Origin of the sequence: Labedaea rhizosphaerae, assembly GCF_004362825.1 — a bacterium.
GTDB classification, from domain to species: Bacteria; Actinomycetota; Actinomycetes; order Mycobacteriales; family Pseudonocardiaceae; genus Labedaea; species Labedaea rhizosphaerae.
Genome location: NZ_SNXZ01000010.1, coordinates 47,254 through 64,622, shown reverse-complemented (window position 1 = coordinate 64,622; position 17,369 = coordinate 47,254). Strand labels below are relative to the sequence as shown.

The 17,369-nt window shown below is 68.8% G+C and carries 18 protein-coding genes and 1 tRNA gene; 4 read left to right on the top strand and 15 right to left on the bottom strand.

The features are described from left to right. Positions 1-5 precede the first annotated feature (5 nt). On the bottom strand, positions 6-3,416 hold the full coding sequence (locus tag EV186_RS36260) for a non-ribosomal peptide synthetase (RefSeq protein ID WP_133854065.1): 3,411 nt from the start codon (positions 3,414-3,416) through the stop codon (positions 6-8). After that, positions 3,413-4,690 carry an ATP-grasp domain-containing protein gene (locus EV186_RS36255; RefSeq protein ID WP_133854064.1) on the bottom strand — a complete coding sequence of 426 codons (1,278 nt, stop codon included), beginning with the start codon at positions 4,688-4,690 and terminating at the stop codon, positions 3,413-3,415. The genes EV186_RS36260 and EV186_RS36255 overlap by 4 nt, the downstream gene beginning before the upstream one ends. Before the next feature lie 342 nt (positions 4,691-5,032). Here EV186_RS36255 and EV186_RS36250 point away from each other — a divergent pair, with 342 nt between their 5' ends. Continuing rightward, positions 5,033-6,082 carry an iron-containing redox enzyme family protein gene (locus EV186_RS36250; RefSeq protein ID WP_208115970.1) on the top strand — a complete coding sequence of 350 codons (1,050 nt, stop codon included), beginning with the start codon at positions 5,033-5,035 and terminating at the stop codon, positions 6,080-6,082. Between the two features lie 236 nt (positions 6,083-6,318). Here EV186_RS36250 and EV186_RS36245 read toward each other — a convergent pair whose 3' ends face one another. The 5 genes from EV186_RS36245 to EV186_RS39700 all read right to left on the bottom strand — a co-directional run bounded on the left by EV186_RS36245 (position 6,319) and on the right by EV186_RS39700 (position 9,130). Continuing rightward, positions 6,319-6,687 carry a hypothetical protein gene (locus EV186_RS36245; protein ID WP_133854062.1) on the bottom strand — a complete coding sequence of 123 codons (369 nt, stop codon included), beginning with the start codon at positions 6,685-6,687 and terminating at the stop codon, positions 6,319-6,321. Between the two features lie 231 nt (positions 6,688-6,918). Next, positions 6,919-7,653, bottom strand: a complete 735-nt coding sequence (locus EV186_RS36240) for a hypothetical protein (RefSeq protein WP_133854061.1) — start codon at positions 7,651-7,653, stop codon at positions 6,919-6,921. Between the two features lie 227 nt (positions 7,654-7,880). Continuing rightward, positions 7,881-7,954: transfer RNA gene (locus tag EV186_RS36235), tRNA-Pro, on the bottom strand. 33 nt (positions 7,955-7,987) lie between these two features. Next, positions 7,988-8,674, bottom strand: coding sequence for an MFS transporter (locus EV186_RS39705; protein WP_208115969.1), 687 nt, complete (start codon positions 8,672-8,674; stop codon positions 7,988-7,990). Between the two features lie 96 nt (positions 8,675-8,770). Beyond that, on the bottom strand, positions 8,771-9,130 hold the full coding sequence (locus tag EV186_RS39700) for an MFS transporter (RefSeq protein WP_208115968.1): 360 nt from the start codon (positions 9,128-9,130) through the stop codon (positions 8,771-8,773). A gap of 56 nt (positions 9,131-9,186) precedes the next feature. Here EV186_RS39700 and EV186_RS36225 point away from each other — a divergent pair, with 56 nt between their 5' ends. Together EV186_RS36225 and EV186_RS36220 are read left to right on the top strand one after the other, a co-directional pair. After that, complete coding sequence (locus EV186_RS36225; protein ID WP_133854060.1) at positions 9,187-10,125, top strand: ArsR/SmtB family transcription factor; 939 nt, start codon at positions 9,187-9,189, stop codon at positions 10,123-10,125. Between the two features lie 7 nt (positions 10,126-10,132). Continuing rightward, positions 10,133-10,498, top strand: coding sequence for an RNA-binding S4 domain-containing protein (locus tag EV186_RS36220; RefSeq protein ID WP_243754507.1), 366 nt, complete (start codon positions 10,133-10,135; stop codon positions 10,496-10,498). Positions 10,499-10,874: 376 nt separating this feature from the next. Here the strand turns inward: EV186_RS36220 and EV186_RS36215 are convergent, their stop codons facing one another. Together EV186_RS36215 and EV186_RS40640 are read right to left on the bottom strand one after the other, a co-directional pair. Next, complete coding sequence (locus tag EV186_RS36215) at positions 10,875-11,255, bottom strand: hypothetical protein (protein ID WP_133854059.1); 381 nt, start codon at positions 11,253-11,255, stop codon at positions 10,875-10,877. Beyond that, positions 11,252-11,383 carry a hypothetical protein gene (locus EV186_RS40640; protein ID WP_279538358.1) on the bottom strand — a complete coding sequence of 44 codons (132 nt, stop codon included), beginning with the start codon at positions 11,381-11,383 and terminating at the stop codon, positions 11,252-11,254. The genes EV186_RS36215 and EV186_RS40640 overlap by 4 nt, the downstream gene beginning before the upstream one ends. A gap of 165 nt (positions 11,384-11,548) precedes the next feature. Between EV186_RS40640 and EV186_RS36210 the strand changes: the two genes are divergently transcribed. Further along, complete coding sequence (locus tag EV186_RS36210) at positions 11,549-11,764, top strand: hypothetical protein (protein ID WP_133854058.1); 216 nt, start codon at positions 11,549-11,551, stop codon at positions 11,762-11,764. Positions 11,765-11,771: 7 nt separating this feature from the next. Here EV186_RS36210 and EV186_RS39270 read toward each other — a convergent pair whose 3' ends face one another. From EV186_RS39270 to EV186_RS36190, 6 genes are all read right to left on the bottom strand, one after another. Further along, positions 11,772-12,326, bottom strand: a complete 555-nt coding sequence (locus EV186_RS39270; RefSeq protein WP_166659497.1) for a WhiB family transcriptional regulator — start codon at positions 12,324-12,326, stop codon at positions 11,772-11,774. After that, positions 12,323-12,628: a hypothetical protein gene (locus tag EV186_RS39265; RefSeq protein WP_166659496.1), complete on the bottom strand. Its 306-nt coding sequence runs from the start codon at positions 12,626-12,628 to the stop codon at positions 12,323-12,325. Before EV186_RS39265 ends, EV186_RS39270 begins: the two co-directional genes overlap by 4 nt. A gap of 2 nt (positions 12,629-12,630) precedes the next feature. Further along, positions 12,631-13,320, bottom strand: a complete 690-nt coding sequence (locus EV186_RS39260) for a hypothetical protein (protein WP_166659495.1) — start codon at positions 13,318-13,320, stop codon at positions 12,631-12,633. Next, positions 13,317-14,078: a hypothetical protein gene (locus EV186_RS36200; RefSeq protein WP_133854057.1), complete on the bottom strand. Its 762-nt coding sequence runs from the start codon at positions 14,076-14,078 to the stop codon at positions 13,317-13,319. Before EV186_RS36200 ends, EV186_RS39260 begins: the two co-directional genes overlap by 4 nt. 4 nt (positions 14,079-14,082) lie before the next feature. Further along, entirely contained in the window at positions 14,083-14,250 is a 168-nt protein-coding gene (locus EV186_RS40890; RefSeq protein ID WP_166659494.1) for a helix-turn-helix domain-containing protein, read from the bottom strand. Between the two features lie 163 nt (positions 14,251-14,413). After that, positions 14,414-17,365, bottom strand: coding sequence for a phage tail tape measure protein (locus tag EV186_RS36190; RefSeq protein ID WP_133854055.1), 2,952 nt, complete (start codon positions 17,363-17,365; stop codon positions 14,414-14,416). Positions 17,366-17,369 lie beyond the last annotated feature (4 nt).

Here is a 17,369-nt window from a genome sequence, read left to right as displayed (position 1 = left end):
TCCCTTCAGAACGAGAAGCTGATCTCGGCGGCAGGCGCGGGTTCAGCGGCACCGATGACGGTGGCGAGCGGCGCGGTGGGAGCGGCGAGGACCGCGTCGAGCACGTCGAGCAGCAGGGCGGCGAACGTCCGCACGGTTTGCTCGGTGAACAACGCCGTGCTGTACGCCCAGGTGCCGGTCAACAGGTCGCCGTGGTCGAACAGGTGCAGGTTGAGGTCGAACATGCTGGCCCCGAGCCGGTCGTCGGCCAACCGCACCGCGCCGCCGAGAAACGTCTCGGTCAGCAACGACGTGTCCTGCAACGCGATCATGGTGTCGAACCCCGGGTTGCGGCCGTAGTCGCGCCCGGCCGCCGGCTCGTCGATCCGGGCGTCCTGGTGCTCGACCGCCCGCAACGCGTGCTCGGCGCACTCCTGTACGAACTCGGTGAACGTGCGGTCCGGGCTGGGCCGCAACCGCAGGCAGACGGTGTTGACGAACATGCCGACGACGCCGTCGAGGCCGGGGTTGACGCGCCCGGCGACCGGGGTGCCGACGGTGACGTCCGTGCCGCCGGTCATCCTGCGCAGCAGCACGCCGTACGCGGCGAGCAACACCGGGAACAACGTGGTGTCCAGTGCCCGGGCGAGGTCCCGCAGCGCGGCCGTGCGGGCCACGCCGAGGTCGACCTCGATGGTGGCGCCCGCGGTCGACCTGGTCGCCGGCCGTGGGAAGTCGGTCGGCAGGTCGGGCGTCGCCGCACCGCTGAGCACGTCGGCCCACACCTGGCCCGACCGGGCGGCCAGGTCCTTCGCCTGCGCGCTGTCCGTCCACTCCGCGTAGTCGACGTAGCGCAGCGCGGGCAGCTCGGGCAAGGGATCACCGCGGTACAGGGCTTCGAGGTCCGTGAGCAGCACCCGCAAGGAGAGGCCGTCGACGACGACGTGGTGCACGTCGAGCAGCAGAGCGCCCGGATAGATCCCGGCCCGCAGCAGGGGCGGCCGGGTCAGGTCGAACGGCCGGACGAACGCGGCGACGTCCGGTGCCGCTCCGGCCCGTTCGACCGTGAACGCCACGGTGGCGTGCACCCGTTGCCGGGTGCGGGTGCCGACCTGGTCGAACCCGGTTCGCAACGCCTCGTGCCTGGCCACGAGCGCGTGCAGCGCCTGCTCCAGCCGGTCCGGATCGATGTCCGAGGGCAGCTCGACGGTGATCGGCTGGTGGTAGTGCACCGCCGCCGGGTCCTTGCCCTGTTCGACCAGGATTCGGTGCTGTTGCGGGGAAACCGGATGGTCCGGTGCGTCGGCGGCACGGCTGATCAACCGCGCCGCGACAGGCCCCAGCGCGGCGGCGTGCCGGGCGAGCAGCTCGACCGTCGGGTGCCGCAGCACGGCGGTCGCGGCCAGCTCGACGCCAAGCTCACGACCGGCGCGGGTGGCGATCGCGGCCGCGGCCAGCGAGCTGACGCCCAGGTCGAACACGTCGTCGGTGACCCCGATCGGCGCGACCCCGAGCACGTCCTGCCAGATCAGCGTCAGCCGCCGCTCCACATCGTCGCGTGGCGCGAGGTACTCCTGCTGGTACGGCGAACTGCCCGGGTCCGGCAACGCGCCCCGGTCGACCTTGCCGGTCGCGGTCATCGGCAGCTCGTCGAGCCCGATCAACGTGGTGGGCACCATGTGTGCGGGCAGCTGACCGGCGAGGTGCTCTCGCAGCTCGCGCGGTGGCACGTCGGCGACCGCGTACCCGCACAGGTACTTCTCGCCGTGGTCGCGCTCGCGCACCACCACGACCGCGGCCCGCACCCGCGGGTGTGCCCGCAGCACGTGCTCGACCTCACCGGGTTCGATCCGGAACCCGCGGATCTTCACCTGGTCGTCGGCCCGGCCGAGGAAGTCGAGCGTCCCGTCCGGGCGCCAGCGCGCCAGGTCGCCGGTCCGGTAGAGGCGACCGAACTCGGTGTCGACGAACGCGGCCGCGGTCAGCTCGGGCCGGTTCAGGTAACCGCGAGCGAGGCCGTCACCGCCGACCCACAGCTCGCCGGGCACGCCGATGGGCTGCGGGCGTCCGTCGGCGTCGAGCACGTACGCCGTCGAGTTCGACAGCGGTTTGCCGATCGGGATCCGGTCGGTGTGCCGCTCGGTCACGTGGTGGCTCGTGGAGATGCAGGTGTTCTCCGTGGGCCCGTAGCCGTTGACGATCCGCAGGTCCGGGCAGGCGTCGCGGACCGCGTTGATGTGCGTGGGCGACAGGACGTCACCGCCGGCGAACTGGTAGCGCAGCGGCCGGAACAGCGTCGGGTCCTGATCTGCCAGCTGGTTGAACAACGCGGGCGTGAGCATCAGGTGGGTGACGCCGTGCTCGGTGATCGCGGCGCCGAGCTTGCGGGCGTCGAGCAGGGTGTCGGTGTCGACGAGGACCAGTCGGCCGCCGTTGAGCAACGTCGCCCACAGCTCGAAGGTGGACGAGTCGAACACGATCGCGTTGGCCTGCAACACCGTGGTGTCGCGCGACAGTTCGACGTAGGTGGTGCCGCGGACCAGCCGCACGACATTGCGGTGGGTGACCAGCACGCCTTTGGGTCGCCCCGTCGTGCCGGAGGTGTACATCAGGTAGGCGATGTCGTCGGGACCGTTCACCGGCTCCACCGCGGCGGCCGGGCGCGGCTCGTCGATGACGAACGCGGTGACCGGGACCGTGTCGCGCAACTCCCCGGTGGTGAGCACGAACCGGGTTTCGCTGTCCTGCAGGAGGAATTCGATGCGCGCAGGAGGGTAGCGCGCGTCGATCGGCAGGTACGCCCCGCCTGCCTTGACGATGGCGAGCGCGCCGATCACCCAGGCCGGGGTCCGGCCGGTCATCAGGCCGACCGGCTCGTCCACCCGGACGCCTGCCGCGCGCAGCTCGGCGGCCAGCGCGTCGGTGAGCGCGTGCAGTTCGGCGTAGCTGATCGACCGTCCGTTGTGGACGACCGCGGTCCGGTCCGGGCCCTGGGCCACGACCTCGGCGAACAACTCGGGGATGCTCGCGCCGCGTGGGTAGCTCGTGGTGGTGTCGTTGAACTCGCTCGTCACCCGGGTCAGTTCGGTGGCCGCAGGCAAGCTCAGCTCGGCCACCGGGAGCGCTGGCGTTGCGGTCATCGCCTGGACGATGCGATCGAGGTGCTCGAGCACCGCGCCGCCGACCGGGTACCGCGCCGGATCCAGCTCCAGCACCAGCCGGTCACCGTGCAGCGAAGCCGCGAGGTCGGCGGTTCTGATCTCGTCGATCGGCTCGGCGGGTACATCCGCCAGCGCCGCGCGGGGGTCGAGGGTGCGCCAAGCCGAGTCCGGTGGTGCCTCCACGTCGAACTCGTGCTGCCCGGAATACTTGTAGAACAGGACGCGAGCCGCCGCCAACGCCCGATCCGGTGCGGGGATCTCCACGCGACGGGTCACCGCGCACTCTCCTCGAAGTCCGCGTAGACCGGGTCGAACGCCGTGTCGATGGCGTCGACCCTGGCCCGCAGCTCGTCGTGGTCCTCTGCGCTGCCGTAGACGACGGCCAGGCACTCCTCCGTGCCGCGCCGCCAGTCCACCGCCGCTCCGGGGCCGATCCGGGCCTCCACGCGTTGCACGCCGGGCAGCCCGCGCACCACGTCCAGACCACGCAGCTCCTGGACGGTCGTCACGCGCATCGGCGGCGCCAGGTATCGCTGGTAGACGACCCTGGCCGCGGATTTCGGCCGCTGTCGCGGCATCCGGCCGAGCGCGACCTCGAGCACCGCCCCCACGACGTCGAACCCGGCACCGCGCCTGAACATGTCGGCCAGGTTGCCGCCCAGCCTGCCGTTGACCTCGATCACCCGGGGGCCCTGCGCGGTCAGCTTGAGCTCCGTGTGGGTCGCGCCCCAGCGCACGCCGAGCGCGCCGATCGCCGCCGCGGTCAGCTGCTCGATCCGGGCGGCCATCGGCGCGGAGACCGTGGCGGGCGCGAACTGGCCGGTCTCCCGGAACGGCTCGGCCAGCAAGAACTTGCCGGTGATGCCGACCGGCACGACGGTGCCGTCCACCACGAAGGATTCAACCGAGACCCGGCGTCCCCAGCTCGGACCGGCCACCGACGGGTCGCCGACCAGCAGCTGCTCGATCACGAACTCGTCGTCCGGGTGGGCGTGCAGCGCGGCGAGCACGTCGGCCCGAGTCCGGACCCGGTAGGTGTCCCGGCTGGCCGCACCACCGGTGCGAGGCTTGACGATCGCGGGCAAGCCGACCTCCGCGAGCACCGCGTCCAAGTCGAAGTCGTTGTCGGACAAGGAGATCCGGTGACACCGCACATCGTCGACGCCCGCCACCCGCAGTGCGTCGCGCTGGGCCTGCTTGTCGGTGAGCAGGGCGACCAGCTCCGGCGAGTGGTACGGCAGGCCGCAGGCCTGCGCGAGCATCGCGGTGACCGGGAGCCGTCGCTCGCTGAAGGTCACGATGCCGTCGGGCCGGGCGGCCGCGACCGCGTCGGCGGCCTGCGCCGCGGTCATGCCGGTGATGTCGCAGACCTCGGCGTAGTCGCGCAGCTGGGGCAACCTGTCGGCGAGGAAACCGCCGTCCGGGCCGCCGCTGTCACACACGAACAGCAGGTCGCAAACGCGCCGGGCCGAGCCGATGATCTCGAGTGCGTCCGCGGCGCCCAGGTCGTACACGACCGCCACCAGCGGGCGACCGGAATCTCGACCCATCGATCCCCCCAGAAATGCACCGGAATAATCCGGGATGGACCCGGACACTCGTTTGTACCCCCTGCCGAACAATATCGCGATCCGCCAGGTGGAGTACAAACTGGCATTCCGCCCCGGGCCGATAGACCTATCGTCACCCACATTGGCGAATATCAAACTCAGGATGACCGAGACCCCGGACAGCGAGGTCGACCGATCGGAGTATTGCCAGTTCAGCAGCACATCATCGAGTATCGGCTCGGGCCGGACGGCCCCGCCGCTGCTCTTGATCGTCCGCTTGCCGCCATCATCGGCCGGGCGCGCGCGGCATTTCGCACGACTGGAGGGACCCAACCAATGGCCGTGCCCACCCGAAGAGTCGACCCGATCGTTGTTGATCGCGAGTTCGTTACCGGCCTATTGGAACTTACGGCCGAAGAATGGCGCGAGCGCACCGGGGACTACGTTTTCCGGGCGGAGCTCGACGCCGCATGCGGGCGGCTGGTCACGCAGGCCTACGGCGACGGAGACCCGGTCGCGCTGCGCCGGCTGCACGACACGCTGGCCGTGATCTACGACCAGGACTTCGGCGTGACCGAGCTGGCGAAGGTGCACTGCGAGACCCAGCCGATCCTGCGCGACGTCGCGGCCCGGCTGGAGCAGCCCGTGCTGGCGTACGAGCTCGCGCAGGTCGACGAGCGGCAACTGCAGGACTACCCGGCCGACGGGCGGTCGTTCGTGCACTGGTTGAAGCGGATCATCGTCGAGCACCCGGCGGGCCAGCACGAGCTCTACCGCAGCTACCTGCTCAAGCACGCGACACCGGCCGACTACCGGTTCTTCATGGCCCAGGAGACCTGCCTGGACCCGCGCTTCGACGACATCCTCGCGCTGATGCAGCTGGGCACCAGCGGTCAGGAGAAGCTGGAGCTGGCGGGCAACTACTGGGACGAGATGGGCAACGGCAACCCCGACGACGTGCACACCAGGATGTTCGCGGCCGCGCTCGACGCACTGTCCATAGACGACGCTTACCTGAGCGAGAACCTGTTGCTGGAAGCCAGGATCTCCAGCAACCTGTCCGCGGCGCTGGCGTTGGCCCGCAGGCACTACCTGAAGTCCGTCGGCTACTTCGCGGTCACCGAGTACCTCGTCCCGCGCCGGTTCAAGTGCATGGTCGCCGGGTGGCGCCGAGCAGGCCTGCCCGACGCCGGCATCCGCTACCACGACCTGCACATCGGCATCGACGCCGTGCACGCGTCGGGCTGGTTCAAGAACGTCGTCGCCCCGCTCGTGCAGCGCGACCCGGCGACCGGCAGGGAGATCGCGATCGGCGCGCTCATCCGGCTGAACTCCTCGCAGCGCTACCTCGACGCCCTGCTGACGCGCTTCACCTCGGCCGTCCCGGCATGAGGCGGCGGACCAGGAGGTGACGGGCCCGCGTGCGATGCCGCCAGACCCCGGCCGGGGCAGCGCACGGGAACTGGCCCGCAGCGCTGCAGCGACCGGCCACGGCGTGGACTGGCACCCGATAGCCCTCGACCTCCGCGTTGATTCAGGTGCAGACCATCATCGACTCCGCGACGACCCAGAACGATCTAGTTGCCCCGATTCCGCCCTACCTTCACGCTCACCCTTCTCTTCATTCCTCAACACTCTTGCCCGAGTCCGCGTAGCCGTTTTATTCCGCCAGACCAGGGCAGGTCATCTTCGTAATCGCACGCTGCTACTGCCGGAATTCCAGCATCCCACATCGCAGTCACGATTCTGGAGGTGATAACGATGACAGAAGCCCTGTCGGCGTGTTCCTCAGCGTCGATCTCGACGACCGTTGGCCAACCAATGAAGTCGTCCACTGCTCCCATATCGGGATTTCTCATTACATCCACAACCCCGTCGGGCAAAGTCAGGGTTCGACGCTGAAATGGTGTTTCCAGCAAAACGGCCAAGAGATCCATAGCCGCACGGGACTCCGCACGGAGGAAGATCTTGCAGAACCGGTAGGTCTCGTCACTCATGGTCAGGACACTCTAATGAACGGCGGGTTGTCGAACGGTCCGCCTCGCCGGATGACGACAAGTCAACGTCCATACCAAGCCTAGCTCGGGCCAAGTCATGGCGAGTCGACTTCACCCCTAACCGACGAGGCATCAAGAAGGTGGCCCAGGAGCTGCGGCTGCTGGCGTTGATCGCTTGGCGACGTTTGCCGACGCGTGCCGGCGCCATGTCGGTCACATGTTGGTCCCGCGTTACAGCAGTCCACCGCTTCCGTCCGGCCAGAAGTCTTCAGGTTGCGTGGAGTACGCCAACGCCACGCCCATGACCGCCTCAAACTGGGATGTCAGCGCCGTGGCGGACTCCCAGGCCCACCGCGCGCATCCCGCGCCGAGCGCTTGATCCGGAAACCAGGGGTGGTTGGGGTCTTCTCTGCGAGTGTTGCTGTCGAACCGGTTCTTCAGCTTCGCAGATAGCTCGTGTTCTTCATCAAGACTGGTTGAATGCACTTTATAGTGCACCAGGTAGTTTCGAAGCTCTATCAGCAGCTTGGCCGATTGATACGGATCCTCCCCCCTGACGAAGGCAGGCTGACCGCGAACCGCGAGCGCCGAATCGTACTTGTCCAGCACCCTGCCCTGGAGGCCCGAGCCACTTATATGCCACACAGCGGCCAATGCGCGGACCTCATGATCGGGCAGCCCTGTCATGCTGTGACGAACGCCGTCAGCAGCATTTCCAAATAGTTCGTTTATAGACGCTTCAAGAAACGAAGCAGACTCGACTACGGCGGCCATAACGTAGCTACGATGTAGCACGTCGAGCCCTTTACGCTGCGGTTGTACCTCAAGCTCTGCGGCCTGGGCGGCCGCATGCCTTGCAGCGTAAAGATGATAAATCGAGAAGGATTGCCGATGCGACACGCTGACAACCTGAGCGGACAACTCACCTATCGAGATATCGCGCGGGAGGCTGAAGTCATCGGACATGCACACAGGCTATGCCACAACTCCCACCTGCAAGGCCTACATCCGGCCGGCTGGAAGCCTCCCGATCACGACCGTTCACCGAGATGCAGTCCTTGCCCAAGACCGCTCAACCAGGGCACCGGTCAAGCGCATTGGTCCAAAGTTGGTCCAACACTGACTCCGGCGCCGACTAAGAGAGTAGCCCCTGACCGTTGCGTTTCCGCTGGTCAGGGGCTACTTCCGTTCGGTCGGGCTGACAGGATTTGAACCTGCGACCCCTTGACCCCCAGTCAAGTGCGCTACCAAACTGCGCCACAGCCCGCCGCACCTCAATCACCCGAGGTGCGGCGTTAGCCTAGCGCACGCCCGCCACCGGGTTGTCGGCAGGCTGCCTCAGGTGGCGGCCGAGGGCCACGGCGACCACAGCCGCGATGAAGGCCGTCACGGCCGGCCAGCCCAGGTGGAGGTACAGGACGGTGCCCAGCCACGAGCCGGCGGCGCCTGCCAGGTACGACGTGGTCATGTACGCCGTGTTCATGCGGCTTCGAAAACCCCTGGTCGACGCGTAGATCCTCGTCTGGTTCGCCACCATGCCGCACTGCATCGTCACGTCCAGCAACAGCATCCCCGCCACAACGGCGGGCAGGGTGCCGACCGCAAGCAACAAAGCCGCGGCGAGGGTGCCGGTGAAGCACCACGTGTTCACGCGGGCCGGGCCCACTCGGTCCACCAGCCGACCGGCGAGCGGTGTGCACACCATCGGCACCGCGTTGACCAGGCCGACGGCGGCCACCGACTGGACCGACAAGGCCAAGGTCGGGCCGGTCAGCAGCATGGGCACGGTTGTCCAGGCGGCGCTGAACGCGGCGAACACGCACGCCTGGTAGAGGCACGAACAGCGAAGCTCCGACGACGCCAGGAACAGACGCACGGGCTCGGTCAACGCGAACCGGTGCCGCGAGGCCACCAGCACGCCCCCGGCGTTGGACAGCGAGCGGGACAGGAGCAGGGCCAACCCGGCCGTCAGGACCGCGGCGACCAAGGTACGGGGATCGCCAGCCTAGATGCGCGGCGAGGGCTCCGGATCCGACTCTGGCCAGCAGGATGCCGGCGATCGAGCCGCTCAGGAGGATGCCTCCTACCGCACCCTGCCGGGCGGGCGGCACCTTCCCGCCGCCAGCGGGCCGATGATCGGGGCGACCACCGTCGTCACGCCCACGCTCCAGCTCGCGATCACCAAGACCGACCACGTCCAGGCCACCGCCGCCAGCACCAGGCCCGCGGCGGTGAGGGCCAGCAGCGTCACAATCAGCGTGCGCGGGCGAGCCCGGTCGCCCAACGGCACCAACAGGAAGATGCCGCACGCGTAACCGAACTGGGTCGCGGGTACGACACCGGTCGCGTCGGGGATCAGGGGTGTGATGCCTTGCGGGAAGTACACGTTGCCGACCGCCACGCCGCAGGTGACGGCCAGCAGGAGCAGGCGGGCCGGGTTCATGTCCCAAGCGCACCGCGGCTGGCCTCGAGCACACCAAGCATTTAGGCTATTGCTAAATGATCACGTTCGAGCTGGGCGTTGAGGACCTCGCCGACCTGCGGTTCGCGATCACGCCGATCCAGGAGGCGGTCTTCAGCCTCTGGGCGTTGCGCGACCCCGGCCGGTACGCGCTGCACCTGCCGTGGCTGCGCACCGTCCGAAGTGCACTGAGCACAAAGGACGAACGGGCCCTGCTTTCGTTGGTGGGCCCGACAAGGGCGCTTCCCGATTTCCTCACCCCGCGGCCTACGACCTTCGCACCCACCTTCGACGACGAGCTCGAGATCGTCGCTCGGACGCCACCCGAGGTGGTGCGGCGGGACTTCGTCGCCACCTACGCGCCGGAGCCGGCACCCGTGATCCCGTCGCTGGGAGACCTCTGCGACCTCCTGCGCCGCTACTGGGACCTGGCCCTGGCACCGATCTGGCCGCAGCTCCGCCTCCTCCTCGAAGCCGACATGACCTACCGCGCCCGCCAGCTCGCCACCGGCGGCGCCCGGCTGCTGTTCGCCGACCTGCACCCGAACGTGCGCTGGCGCGACGGCCGCCTGGAGATCGAGCAGATGATCGGCAAGCACGACGTCGTGGTGTCCGGGCGCGGGATGCAACTGCTCCCGGCCGTCTTCGCCTACAAGCCCGTGCCGCCGATGGACCCGCACGCCACGCCTTCGCTGTCCTACCCGTGCCGGGGCGCGGCGACGTTGTGGTCGACGCCGCGGACCGATGCCACGGCGCTCAAAGACCTGGTCGGCGCGGCGAAGGAGACGCTGCTGCACCTGCTGGAGGAGCCGCTGGCCACCGCCGAGCTCGCGCGGCGCCTGCGCGTCACGCCGAGCGCGGTCTCCCAGCACCTGCGCGTGCTGCACGCGACGGGCCTGATCACACGCACGCGCGCCGGGCGGATGGTGCTCTACCACCGCAGTGGCCTCGGCGACCGGCTGCTGGGCTTGCCATGATGGTGGCGTGGAGTCGACGCGCGTGGACCGGTGGTTGTGGGCGGTCCGGCTGACCAAGACCCGCCCGGACGCCGCCGCCGCGTGCCGGGGCGGGCACATCCGCATCAACGACAAGCCGGCCAAGCCCGCCACCACGGTCGTCCCCGGCGACGAGGTCCGGGCCCACCTCAACGGCACGAACCGGGTCGTCGAGGTGGTCCGGGTCATCCAGAAGCGCGTGGGTGCGGCCGACGCGGCGACCTGCTTCATCGACCGGACGCCCAAGCCCCCGCCCGAGGCACTGGTGCCCGTCGCGCGGCGGGAACGGGGCGCGGGCCGGCCGACGAAGCGTGAACGCCGCGTGCTCGACAAGTTCCAGCGCGGTGGCCTCTGACCCCCAGGCAAAGGATCAACGTCGGCTAGAGATGGCCCGAAACGGTTAGGCCCTGGTCAGACCGTATGTCGCGTCGGACCGGTAGGCGCAAGTACGGTCGCGGTGGCTGCACTCTGCGACCACCTTGCGACCACAGGAGACATCGCTGCGCAAAGGCCGGATGGCGCATACGCAGAACCGCCCCCGAGTGGCCAACTCTCGGGGGCGGTTCCGTCTTCTCCTTGGCGGTTGGGCATCTACTGCCGGCTGGCCCCGCAGTGCGGCACCTCGCGGCTCCCTCGATCGTCGTTGACGAGGTAGACGACAACGGCCGGCTGACCGCAGCTGCACACCTCGCCGGGCTTCGCGGCTCTCTTGCTCCAGTGCGCACCGCTCATCACTTGGAGGTCCAGTCCAGCTCGGGGATCGAGACGCGCGGTGTGCGGCGCAACTCGATGGAGCGGGTCACGTAGCCGCTCGTCGGCGACCCGATCTCGACGACGTCGTCGGGACGCTGACAGTTCTTGTGGCTGACGTGATCCATCTCCAGGAGCGCCGTCTCGAGGTCCGCGGGCCGGGCCTTCGGCGACATCCAGATCACCTGTCCGTCGACGACCACGCGGGCGTCTCCGGGTCCGAACGCGGCGTTCCACTGGTCGAAGTCCAGGTCGACGATCTGCAGCCCGCCGTGCCTGGCGGCCCGGTACATCACGGCCGGCCAGTCGATCGCCTTGCGGGCCTTCTTGGTGGTCGGCTTGGCGTTGGTGGCCGCGGTCATCGCGGGCCGCCGAGCTGGCGCACGACGATGGCGCCGAACTGGTCGCGCCGCGGGGCGACGACGACGGGGCGGACGGGGAACGGCTGCGGAGCGATGGGGCGCCCACCGCGGACTATGATCTGCTTCACGGCCAACATCTCCAACCAGGTGTTCGGTCGAGGCCCCTGGTCGGTGTTCCCGCACCTTCCGGGGGCCGCTTTCTGCGTTGCCAACAGTGTTGCACAACCGAGTTGGATAGTGCAACAGAGTTGGGCAACTTGTTTGGGCAACACGATTGTGCAACTCTGTAGGGCATGGCAGAGAAGTCGGGGCCGGACCTGGCCGAGCTCACCCAGCAGTACCGCGCAGCCACTGCAGCGCTCGGCGAAGCGCGCGACGCGCTCGCCGACGGCATCCGCGACGCCTACGCGGCCGGCATGCGCCAAGCTGACATCGTCCGCGGCATCGACCACGAGTGGTCGGGCGAGTACGTGCGGAAGATCCTCAAGGCCGACCGGTCCGAGGTCTGACGAAGCCCTATCGAGCGTGTGCGCGACGCGCTCGCCGGGCGCGGGCGTGCGCCCGGCCGCAGCGGTCGAGACGGCGCCTGATCGACCGTGACGAGCGGGTCGTCGGCGCATGGATGGGCGAGCACGCCACCGGCACGGCCGGCGTGCGCTTCCGCCACACGTTCCCGCGTTCCCGCACAAGCTGGCGCCGCTCGGCTTCGTAGCGGGCGTGGCCGTCCTTGCACTCCGGGCAACGGCACCCGTGCTTCTTGTACCTCGCGTCGCTGCCGTGCTCCGGCACGACTGCGGGGATCGGGTAGCCGTACTTGAGCGCGATCGCCTTGCGGTCGCGGCGGTCCAGACCGCCCCAGATGCCGTAGGCCTCCCCGCGCTCGAGCGCGCCCACGGCGCACTGGAAGCGCACGGGACAGCCGGCGCAGATCAGCCGCACCGCCAAGTCCTCGGCAGACTTCGCCTTGGCGTCGTGCCAGAGGTCGGCGAGCTCGGGGAACAACCGGCACGCCGCTTCCCCGTGCCATGACGGGATGGCACGGGGAAGACGGGGGTACTCGGTGACGGTCAAACGAACACGCCGAGCGTGATCAGTTCGGCGCTGATCGACTGGCACGGCCATGCCTCGGCACACTCGGCGCAGCGGTGCGGCGCATCGTCGTCGGGGCAGTGCACGGCCACGCACGCCTCGGCGAGCGTCTCGGCGAGATCCTGGCCGGGGCCACAGTGCGGGCGCAGCGTCGCCCGCACCCGGCCCCTGAGGGTCTCGTCCCGGAACGCGACGCCGTGGAGCACGATCATGTTCGACCACGGCAGCGACCGGTCCAGGTCCCGGAGGCCGAGCGACGGGATCGAAGTGATTGCGTTCACCATGGCTACACCCGGTATCCATGCTGGCGCCAGGACTGCATCTGCGTCTCGGCGGCCTCCCGCAGCATCGGCATCTGTGCGACCTCAGCGGGCGCCGGCTCCAGCCGGAACGTCTTGTGGGCGAACCCGCGAGCGACGTGGCCGCCCTCGTTCTGGAGGTCACGCATCTCGCTGATCTGGTCGAGGACGCCGCCGTAGCGGTCCGACCGGTTCTGCAGGGTGTCCATCTCACCGCGGTCCAGGATCGCGGTGAACGCGGCACGGCGGGCATGTTCGTCGCCGAACCGGTCGGCTTGGTCGAGCATCTTGGCGCGTCCGTCCCGGTCGGTCGCTGTCGCGCGGTCGTGCTGGCTCTGGAACGCGGCCATCAGAGCGGCCCGGTCGGCGGGCGTCGCGTCCGATGGCACCGCGGGGCCCATCGGCAGTTGTGCCTGCAGGTGCTCGTAGCGGCCCTTGCGGCGCTCGATCACGCGGTCCCACGCGCCCTGTACCGCCTCGGCGTAAGTGGTGTGCGCAGCCTCGAGGGTTTCGGCCTGCCTGAGCAGCGAGAGCGCGCCGACGCCGGTCAGCTTGCGCGCTTGGCCGACCGCGGCCTCGTAGTCGGCCTTGGCTTGTCGTGCCGCCGCGAAGTCGGGATCGTCGTTGGGGTGAGGCATCGGCTGGGGCTCGCTGCCCTGGGGAGCCGGGGCGGTCACGCCTGCACCGCCTTGACCCAGTGCACGGCGCTGTTGTGGGTGTCCGCGTGCGTCTTGCGCGCGGCTTCCACGGCCGGGTGGTTGGGGATCTTCGGCGTCGTGGAGAGCGCCCGCAGCGTGGACGTTGCGCCGGCGCGGTCGTCCTGGAGGGAGCCGAACGCGCGTTCCACGCCCGTCGCGATGAGTTCCGCGATCAGGTCGCCGGCATCCGGCAGCTCGAGCGCCGGCACGTAGCCATCGCTCGGGTTGTAGTGGAGCGTGCGGTTGAGGCCCTGCGGGTGCGGGGTGCCGTTGCCTCCGGCCGCCAAGCTGACGCACAGCCGGTACTCGTCGTACGTCTCCTGCAACCCCTGCAACAGGCCGGCGAGGTTGTCGACGATCGGCTTGGCGGCCTTGCCGAGCGCCGCACCGAACCTGTCCTCGAGGGCGGTCAGCCGGGCGGCCGCGTGGGCGAGACTCGCTCGCTTCTCAGTGGTCTCGGCTTCCTCGATCTCGCGTTCGAAGCTGACCGCCACCAGCGCGGCGTGCTTTGCCTTCTCCTGCGCCTCGGTGATGTCCTTGTAGGTGATGGACCGGTCGCCGTCGCGCAGACGCGTCTCGAGGCCGTCGGCCTCGTTGGCGAGGTCGGTGGCCGCCGTCTGCGCCTCGAGCTTCTGGTCTGCCAGTGCAGCGTGCGCGGCTCTGGCCTCCTCGAGCTCGGCGCCGGTCTTGTCGACGATCGTGTCGGCCTGCTTCGTCGGGGACTTGGGTGTGGTCACTGGGTCAGCCTCGTTCTTTCCGTTGTGCCGCTTGACGTTCCTCGATAGCGGCGAGTGGTATCAACCAGTCGCGGCCCGGCCGGTAGGCGCCCGGCAGGCAGCCGCGGGCCGCCAGGTAGCGAACCCGTCGCGTTGAGATGCCAAGGGCGGCAGCCGCTTGCGAACTGGTCATGAGGACGATCATCCGAGAGGGATGTCACCGCATGCGGAACCCCTGGAGCTCCCTCGGTTCGGATGGAAGGCCCATGCCCTGTTTGATCTGCAACAAAAAGCGCGCGCGATCGCAAGGTGGGACCGACGGCGGGCGATGGCACGGGACGCCCGCCGTCGGAGGTTCAGGGCCCGTACAAGGCCATCTGCTCGGCCTCGTATCGCTTGATCACCCGCACCACTTCGTGGGGCGCGAGGCCCTGCTCGATGTTGTACGTGACGTGACGCGACCTGTCCGTGTGAGTGGTCGAGGTCGCGGTCGAGGTCGTTGAACTGACCGATGGACGCATGAGGTCGCGGGTCGGGGCGGCCGGGATCACCTGCGAGCCCTTCGGCAGGTTCAAAAGCTCCGGGCCATGCTCGCCGACCACGGCGAGCCCGCCGGGGTGGTAGTCCGTTCCCTTGGCGTAGAAGGGAACGCCGAACTGCTGCCCAGCCGCATTGACCGAGTGGTAGAAGCCGGCCATGTCAGCCTTGACCTTCACGGTGACGGTCTTGTCGTGCAAGCTGTTGACCTTGTTCGCGACGTTGTCCAGGGTGCCGCTCGCGAAGTCGGACGCCTTGATGGTGACCGTCTTGCCGTCAGGCAGCTCGTAGATGGCGTCGCCGGTGTTGGTGACCTTGCGCGTCACACCAAGGGCGGCAAGGGAAGTCGCGTCGAGGGAGGCGATCATCTGCCGCAAGGCAAGCGGCGCATGGTTGCCGGAAGCCTCGGCGAGTTTGATGATCTCCGCCGTCTGCGCCTTTGTGACCGCAGCGTCGATGACCTTCTGGTCCTTGCCGGCGTTCTCCGCCTTGGCGAGCTCGCCGGCCGCCCGGACTTCACCGAGCATCGCGGACTCGGCGCCGCGACTCGCCTCGGCAGCGTCGGCGGACGCCTGCTTGTACTCGGCTGAGTTCTTGCCGTGCGCCTTGAGCGCGTCGGCCTGCGCCTTGGTGGCGTCGGCGAGACGCTGCTGAGCATCGCCCAACTGCGCGACGGACGACCGGTAGGCGAGGTTCTTGTCCGCGAAGCCGAGTTGGAGGTCCTGCAACTCCTTGAGCGCCTGCGTGTGGTGCTCGGTGGCCGCTGCGGCCTGCTGCTGCGCCGAGTTGCCTTCCTTGGTGGCAGCGGCGAGATTCTTCTCAGCCTGGACACCGTCGTTGAACTCGCCGTTGAGGCCGTTGACCTTGCTCGTGTAGTCGGCGATCGTCCGCGCCCGGCTCATGGCGTCTTCGCCGGAGCCGGCGCCGTTCAACTGGTCGGCGGCCCACTTGTTGCCCGCGGCGCGCACACGCTCGATTGCGTCGGCGTTGCCGAGGTACGCGTCGGTCAGGTCCGGCAGAGCCACCCCGGTTTCGCGGGCGATCTCCAGCATGGTCTTGCCGCCCTCGACCTGCGTCTCGGCGAGGTTTTTCGCGGCGATGGCCCGGACGTTGTCGTCGATGGCACCGTTGGACTCGCGCAGCGCGGCGGCCAGCGCCTGGACCCGCTGTTGATGCTCGGCCTCGGCCTGCGCGGCCCTTTCGTTCTGGTCGACCAGCTCGCCGATGCCGATGGAGACAGCCGCGGCGGCGAGGCCGGCCACGCCGAACCCGCCCGCGAGCAGGCCCGCGGTCTTCCAGCCCGAACCCATCTTCGAGTTGAGGTTGGTGAGGCCCGTGGTGACTTTCTCCCACGTGCTAGTGGCGACGTCCTTGACCGTTCCGAACGCCCCAGGCAGGGCGCCGAGCGCGAGCACTACGCCACCGACGGCGGGCGCCCACTCCTGGAAGCCGCGCATGATCACGCTGAACATCTGGCTGCTCGACGTGTGGAGGCGGTCCGTCGAGCCGGCGATGTTGTCCATGCCGATCTTCGTCAGGTCCATGGCGGGGAGCGCGTTGTTAAAGGCATCCTCCCACTGCGAGCCCATCAGCTCGACGCCGATCCTGTTGCGCTCCAACGGGTCCTGTATGGACTGTAACCCGGCGAGTGTCTTGATGAACGCCCCGTGCGCCGAGTCGCCGCCCGCGGCGATGGCCGCCGACATCTCCTGTGCGGACAGGCCGATCGAGTTGAACCCGTCCGCGGTCGTCGCCGATCCGTCGGTGGCCCGGAGTGTGAACTCCTTGATCGCGTCCGCCGCCTGGTCGGAGTCGCGCGCGCCGGCGAGGATCGCGGCGTTCATCAGGCCGAGCGACTCCGAGGCCGACAGCCCGACCTTGGCGAAGAAGGGGCTGTACTCGTTGAAGGTGTCGAGCAGATCGTCGCTCTTGTTGGCCGCGCTCTGGAGTCCGGTGGTGATGGTGTCCATCGCGGTCTGAATGTCGGGGGCCAGGTGTGAGGCGACCATGGCGCCAGCGGCGCGCATGACCCCGGTGACGTCCTGGCCGAACACGTTGGCTATCCGGATGCCCGCCTTCGCGACCGCGTCCTGTGCGTCCTCGGTCAGCTGCATGAACCCGGCGAAGTTGCTGCTGGCCGACGAGATGGCTTCGACGACCTGGTCGCGCGACTCGGCGAACCCGTCGGCGTAGACCTTCCCGGCCAGGGCGCCGTACCTCTCGGCGTCCTGTGTGGACAGGCCCATCTGGTTCTGTAGCGCGGTACGGGCGTCGGAGATGTCCAGGCCGGTCGCGATTCCCTTGGCGATCAAGGCGCCCAACCCGAGGCCGGCCGCCCACTTGGTGAGGCTCTCGCCGATCTTCGCGGTGCCCTCGGCGGTCTGGTCGTCGACCTCGACGGGGACCTTCTTGGCGGGGATCTGCTCGCGCTTGATCTTGTCGACCGCGGGGCTGGCGTTGTCGTCGGCGTTGAGCGCAACGCTCTTGTCCGGCAGATCTTGGGCATTCACTGCCTTGAGGACGGGCGACACCTTGTCGTCGGCGGTGAGCGCCGCATGCTTGCCGCCGATCGACTGGACCGTCTTCATCCAGTTCGCGTCGGCCTTGTTCAAGGTGTCGGCGAACGGCTTGCCGTCGCCGTTGATCTCAACCGGGCGGCTGGCGTCGGACCGGAACTTCTTGCCGGTCGCAAGCGCCTTGTCGGTCTCCTGCTTGAACTTCGACGCGTCGGCCGTTATGAGCGCCTGGATCTCGCCGACCATCAGGGCCATCCGT

Coding starts and splice junctions, on each gene's coding strand:
- EV186_RS39265 (WP_166659496.1), bottom strand. CDS start 12,628: ATGGTGAACGCAATCACTTCGATCCCGTCGCTCGGCCTCCGGGACCTG.
- EV186_RS36255 (WP_133854064.1), bottom strand. CDS start 4,690: ATGGGTCGAGATTCCGGTCGCCCGCTGGTGGCGGTCGTGTACGACCTG.
- EV186_RS40890 (WP_166659494.1), bottom strand. CDS start 14,250: ATGACCAGTTCGCAAGCGGCTGCCGCCCTTGGCATCTCAACGCGACGG.
- EV186_RS39700 (WP_208115968.1), bottom strand. CDS start 9,130: ATGAACCCGGCCCGCCTGCTCCTGCTGGCCGTCACCTGCGGCGTGGCG.
- EV186_RS36245 (WP_133854062.1), bottom strand. CDS start 6,687: ATGAGTGACGAGACCTACCGGTTCTGCAAGATCTTCCTCCGTGCGGAG.
- EV186_RS36225 (WP_133854060.1), top strand. CDS start 9,187: ATGATCACGTTCGAGCTGGGCGTTGAGGACCTCGCCGACCTGCGGTTC.
- EV186_RS36240 (WP_133854061.1), bottom strand. CDS start 7,653: ATGTCCGATGACTTCAGCCTCCCGCGCGATATCTCGATAGGTGAGTTG.
- EV186_RS36210 (WP_133854058.1), top strand. CDS start 11,549: ATGGCAGAGAAGTCGGGGCCGGACCTGGCCGAGCTCACCCAGCAGTAC.
- EV186_RS36190 (WP_133854055.1), bottom strand. CDS start 17,365: ATGGCCCTGATGGTCGGCGAGATCCAGGCGCTCATAACGGCCGACGCG.
- EV186_RS36215 (WP_133854059.1), bottom strand. CDS start 11,255: ATGACCGCGGCCACCAACGCCAAGCCGACCACCAAGAAGGCCCGCAAG.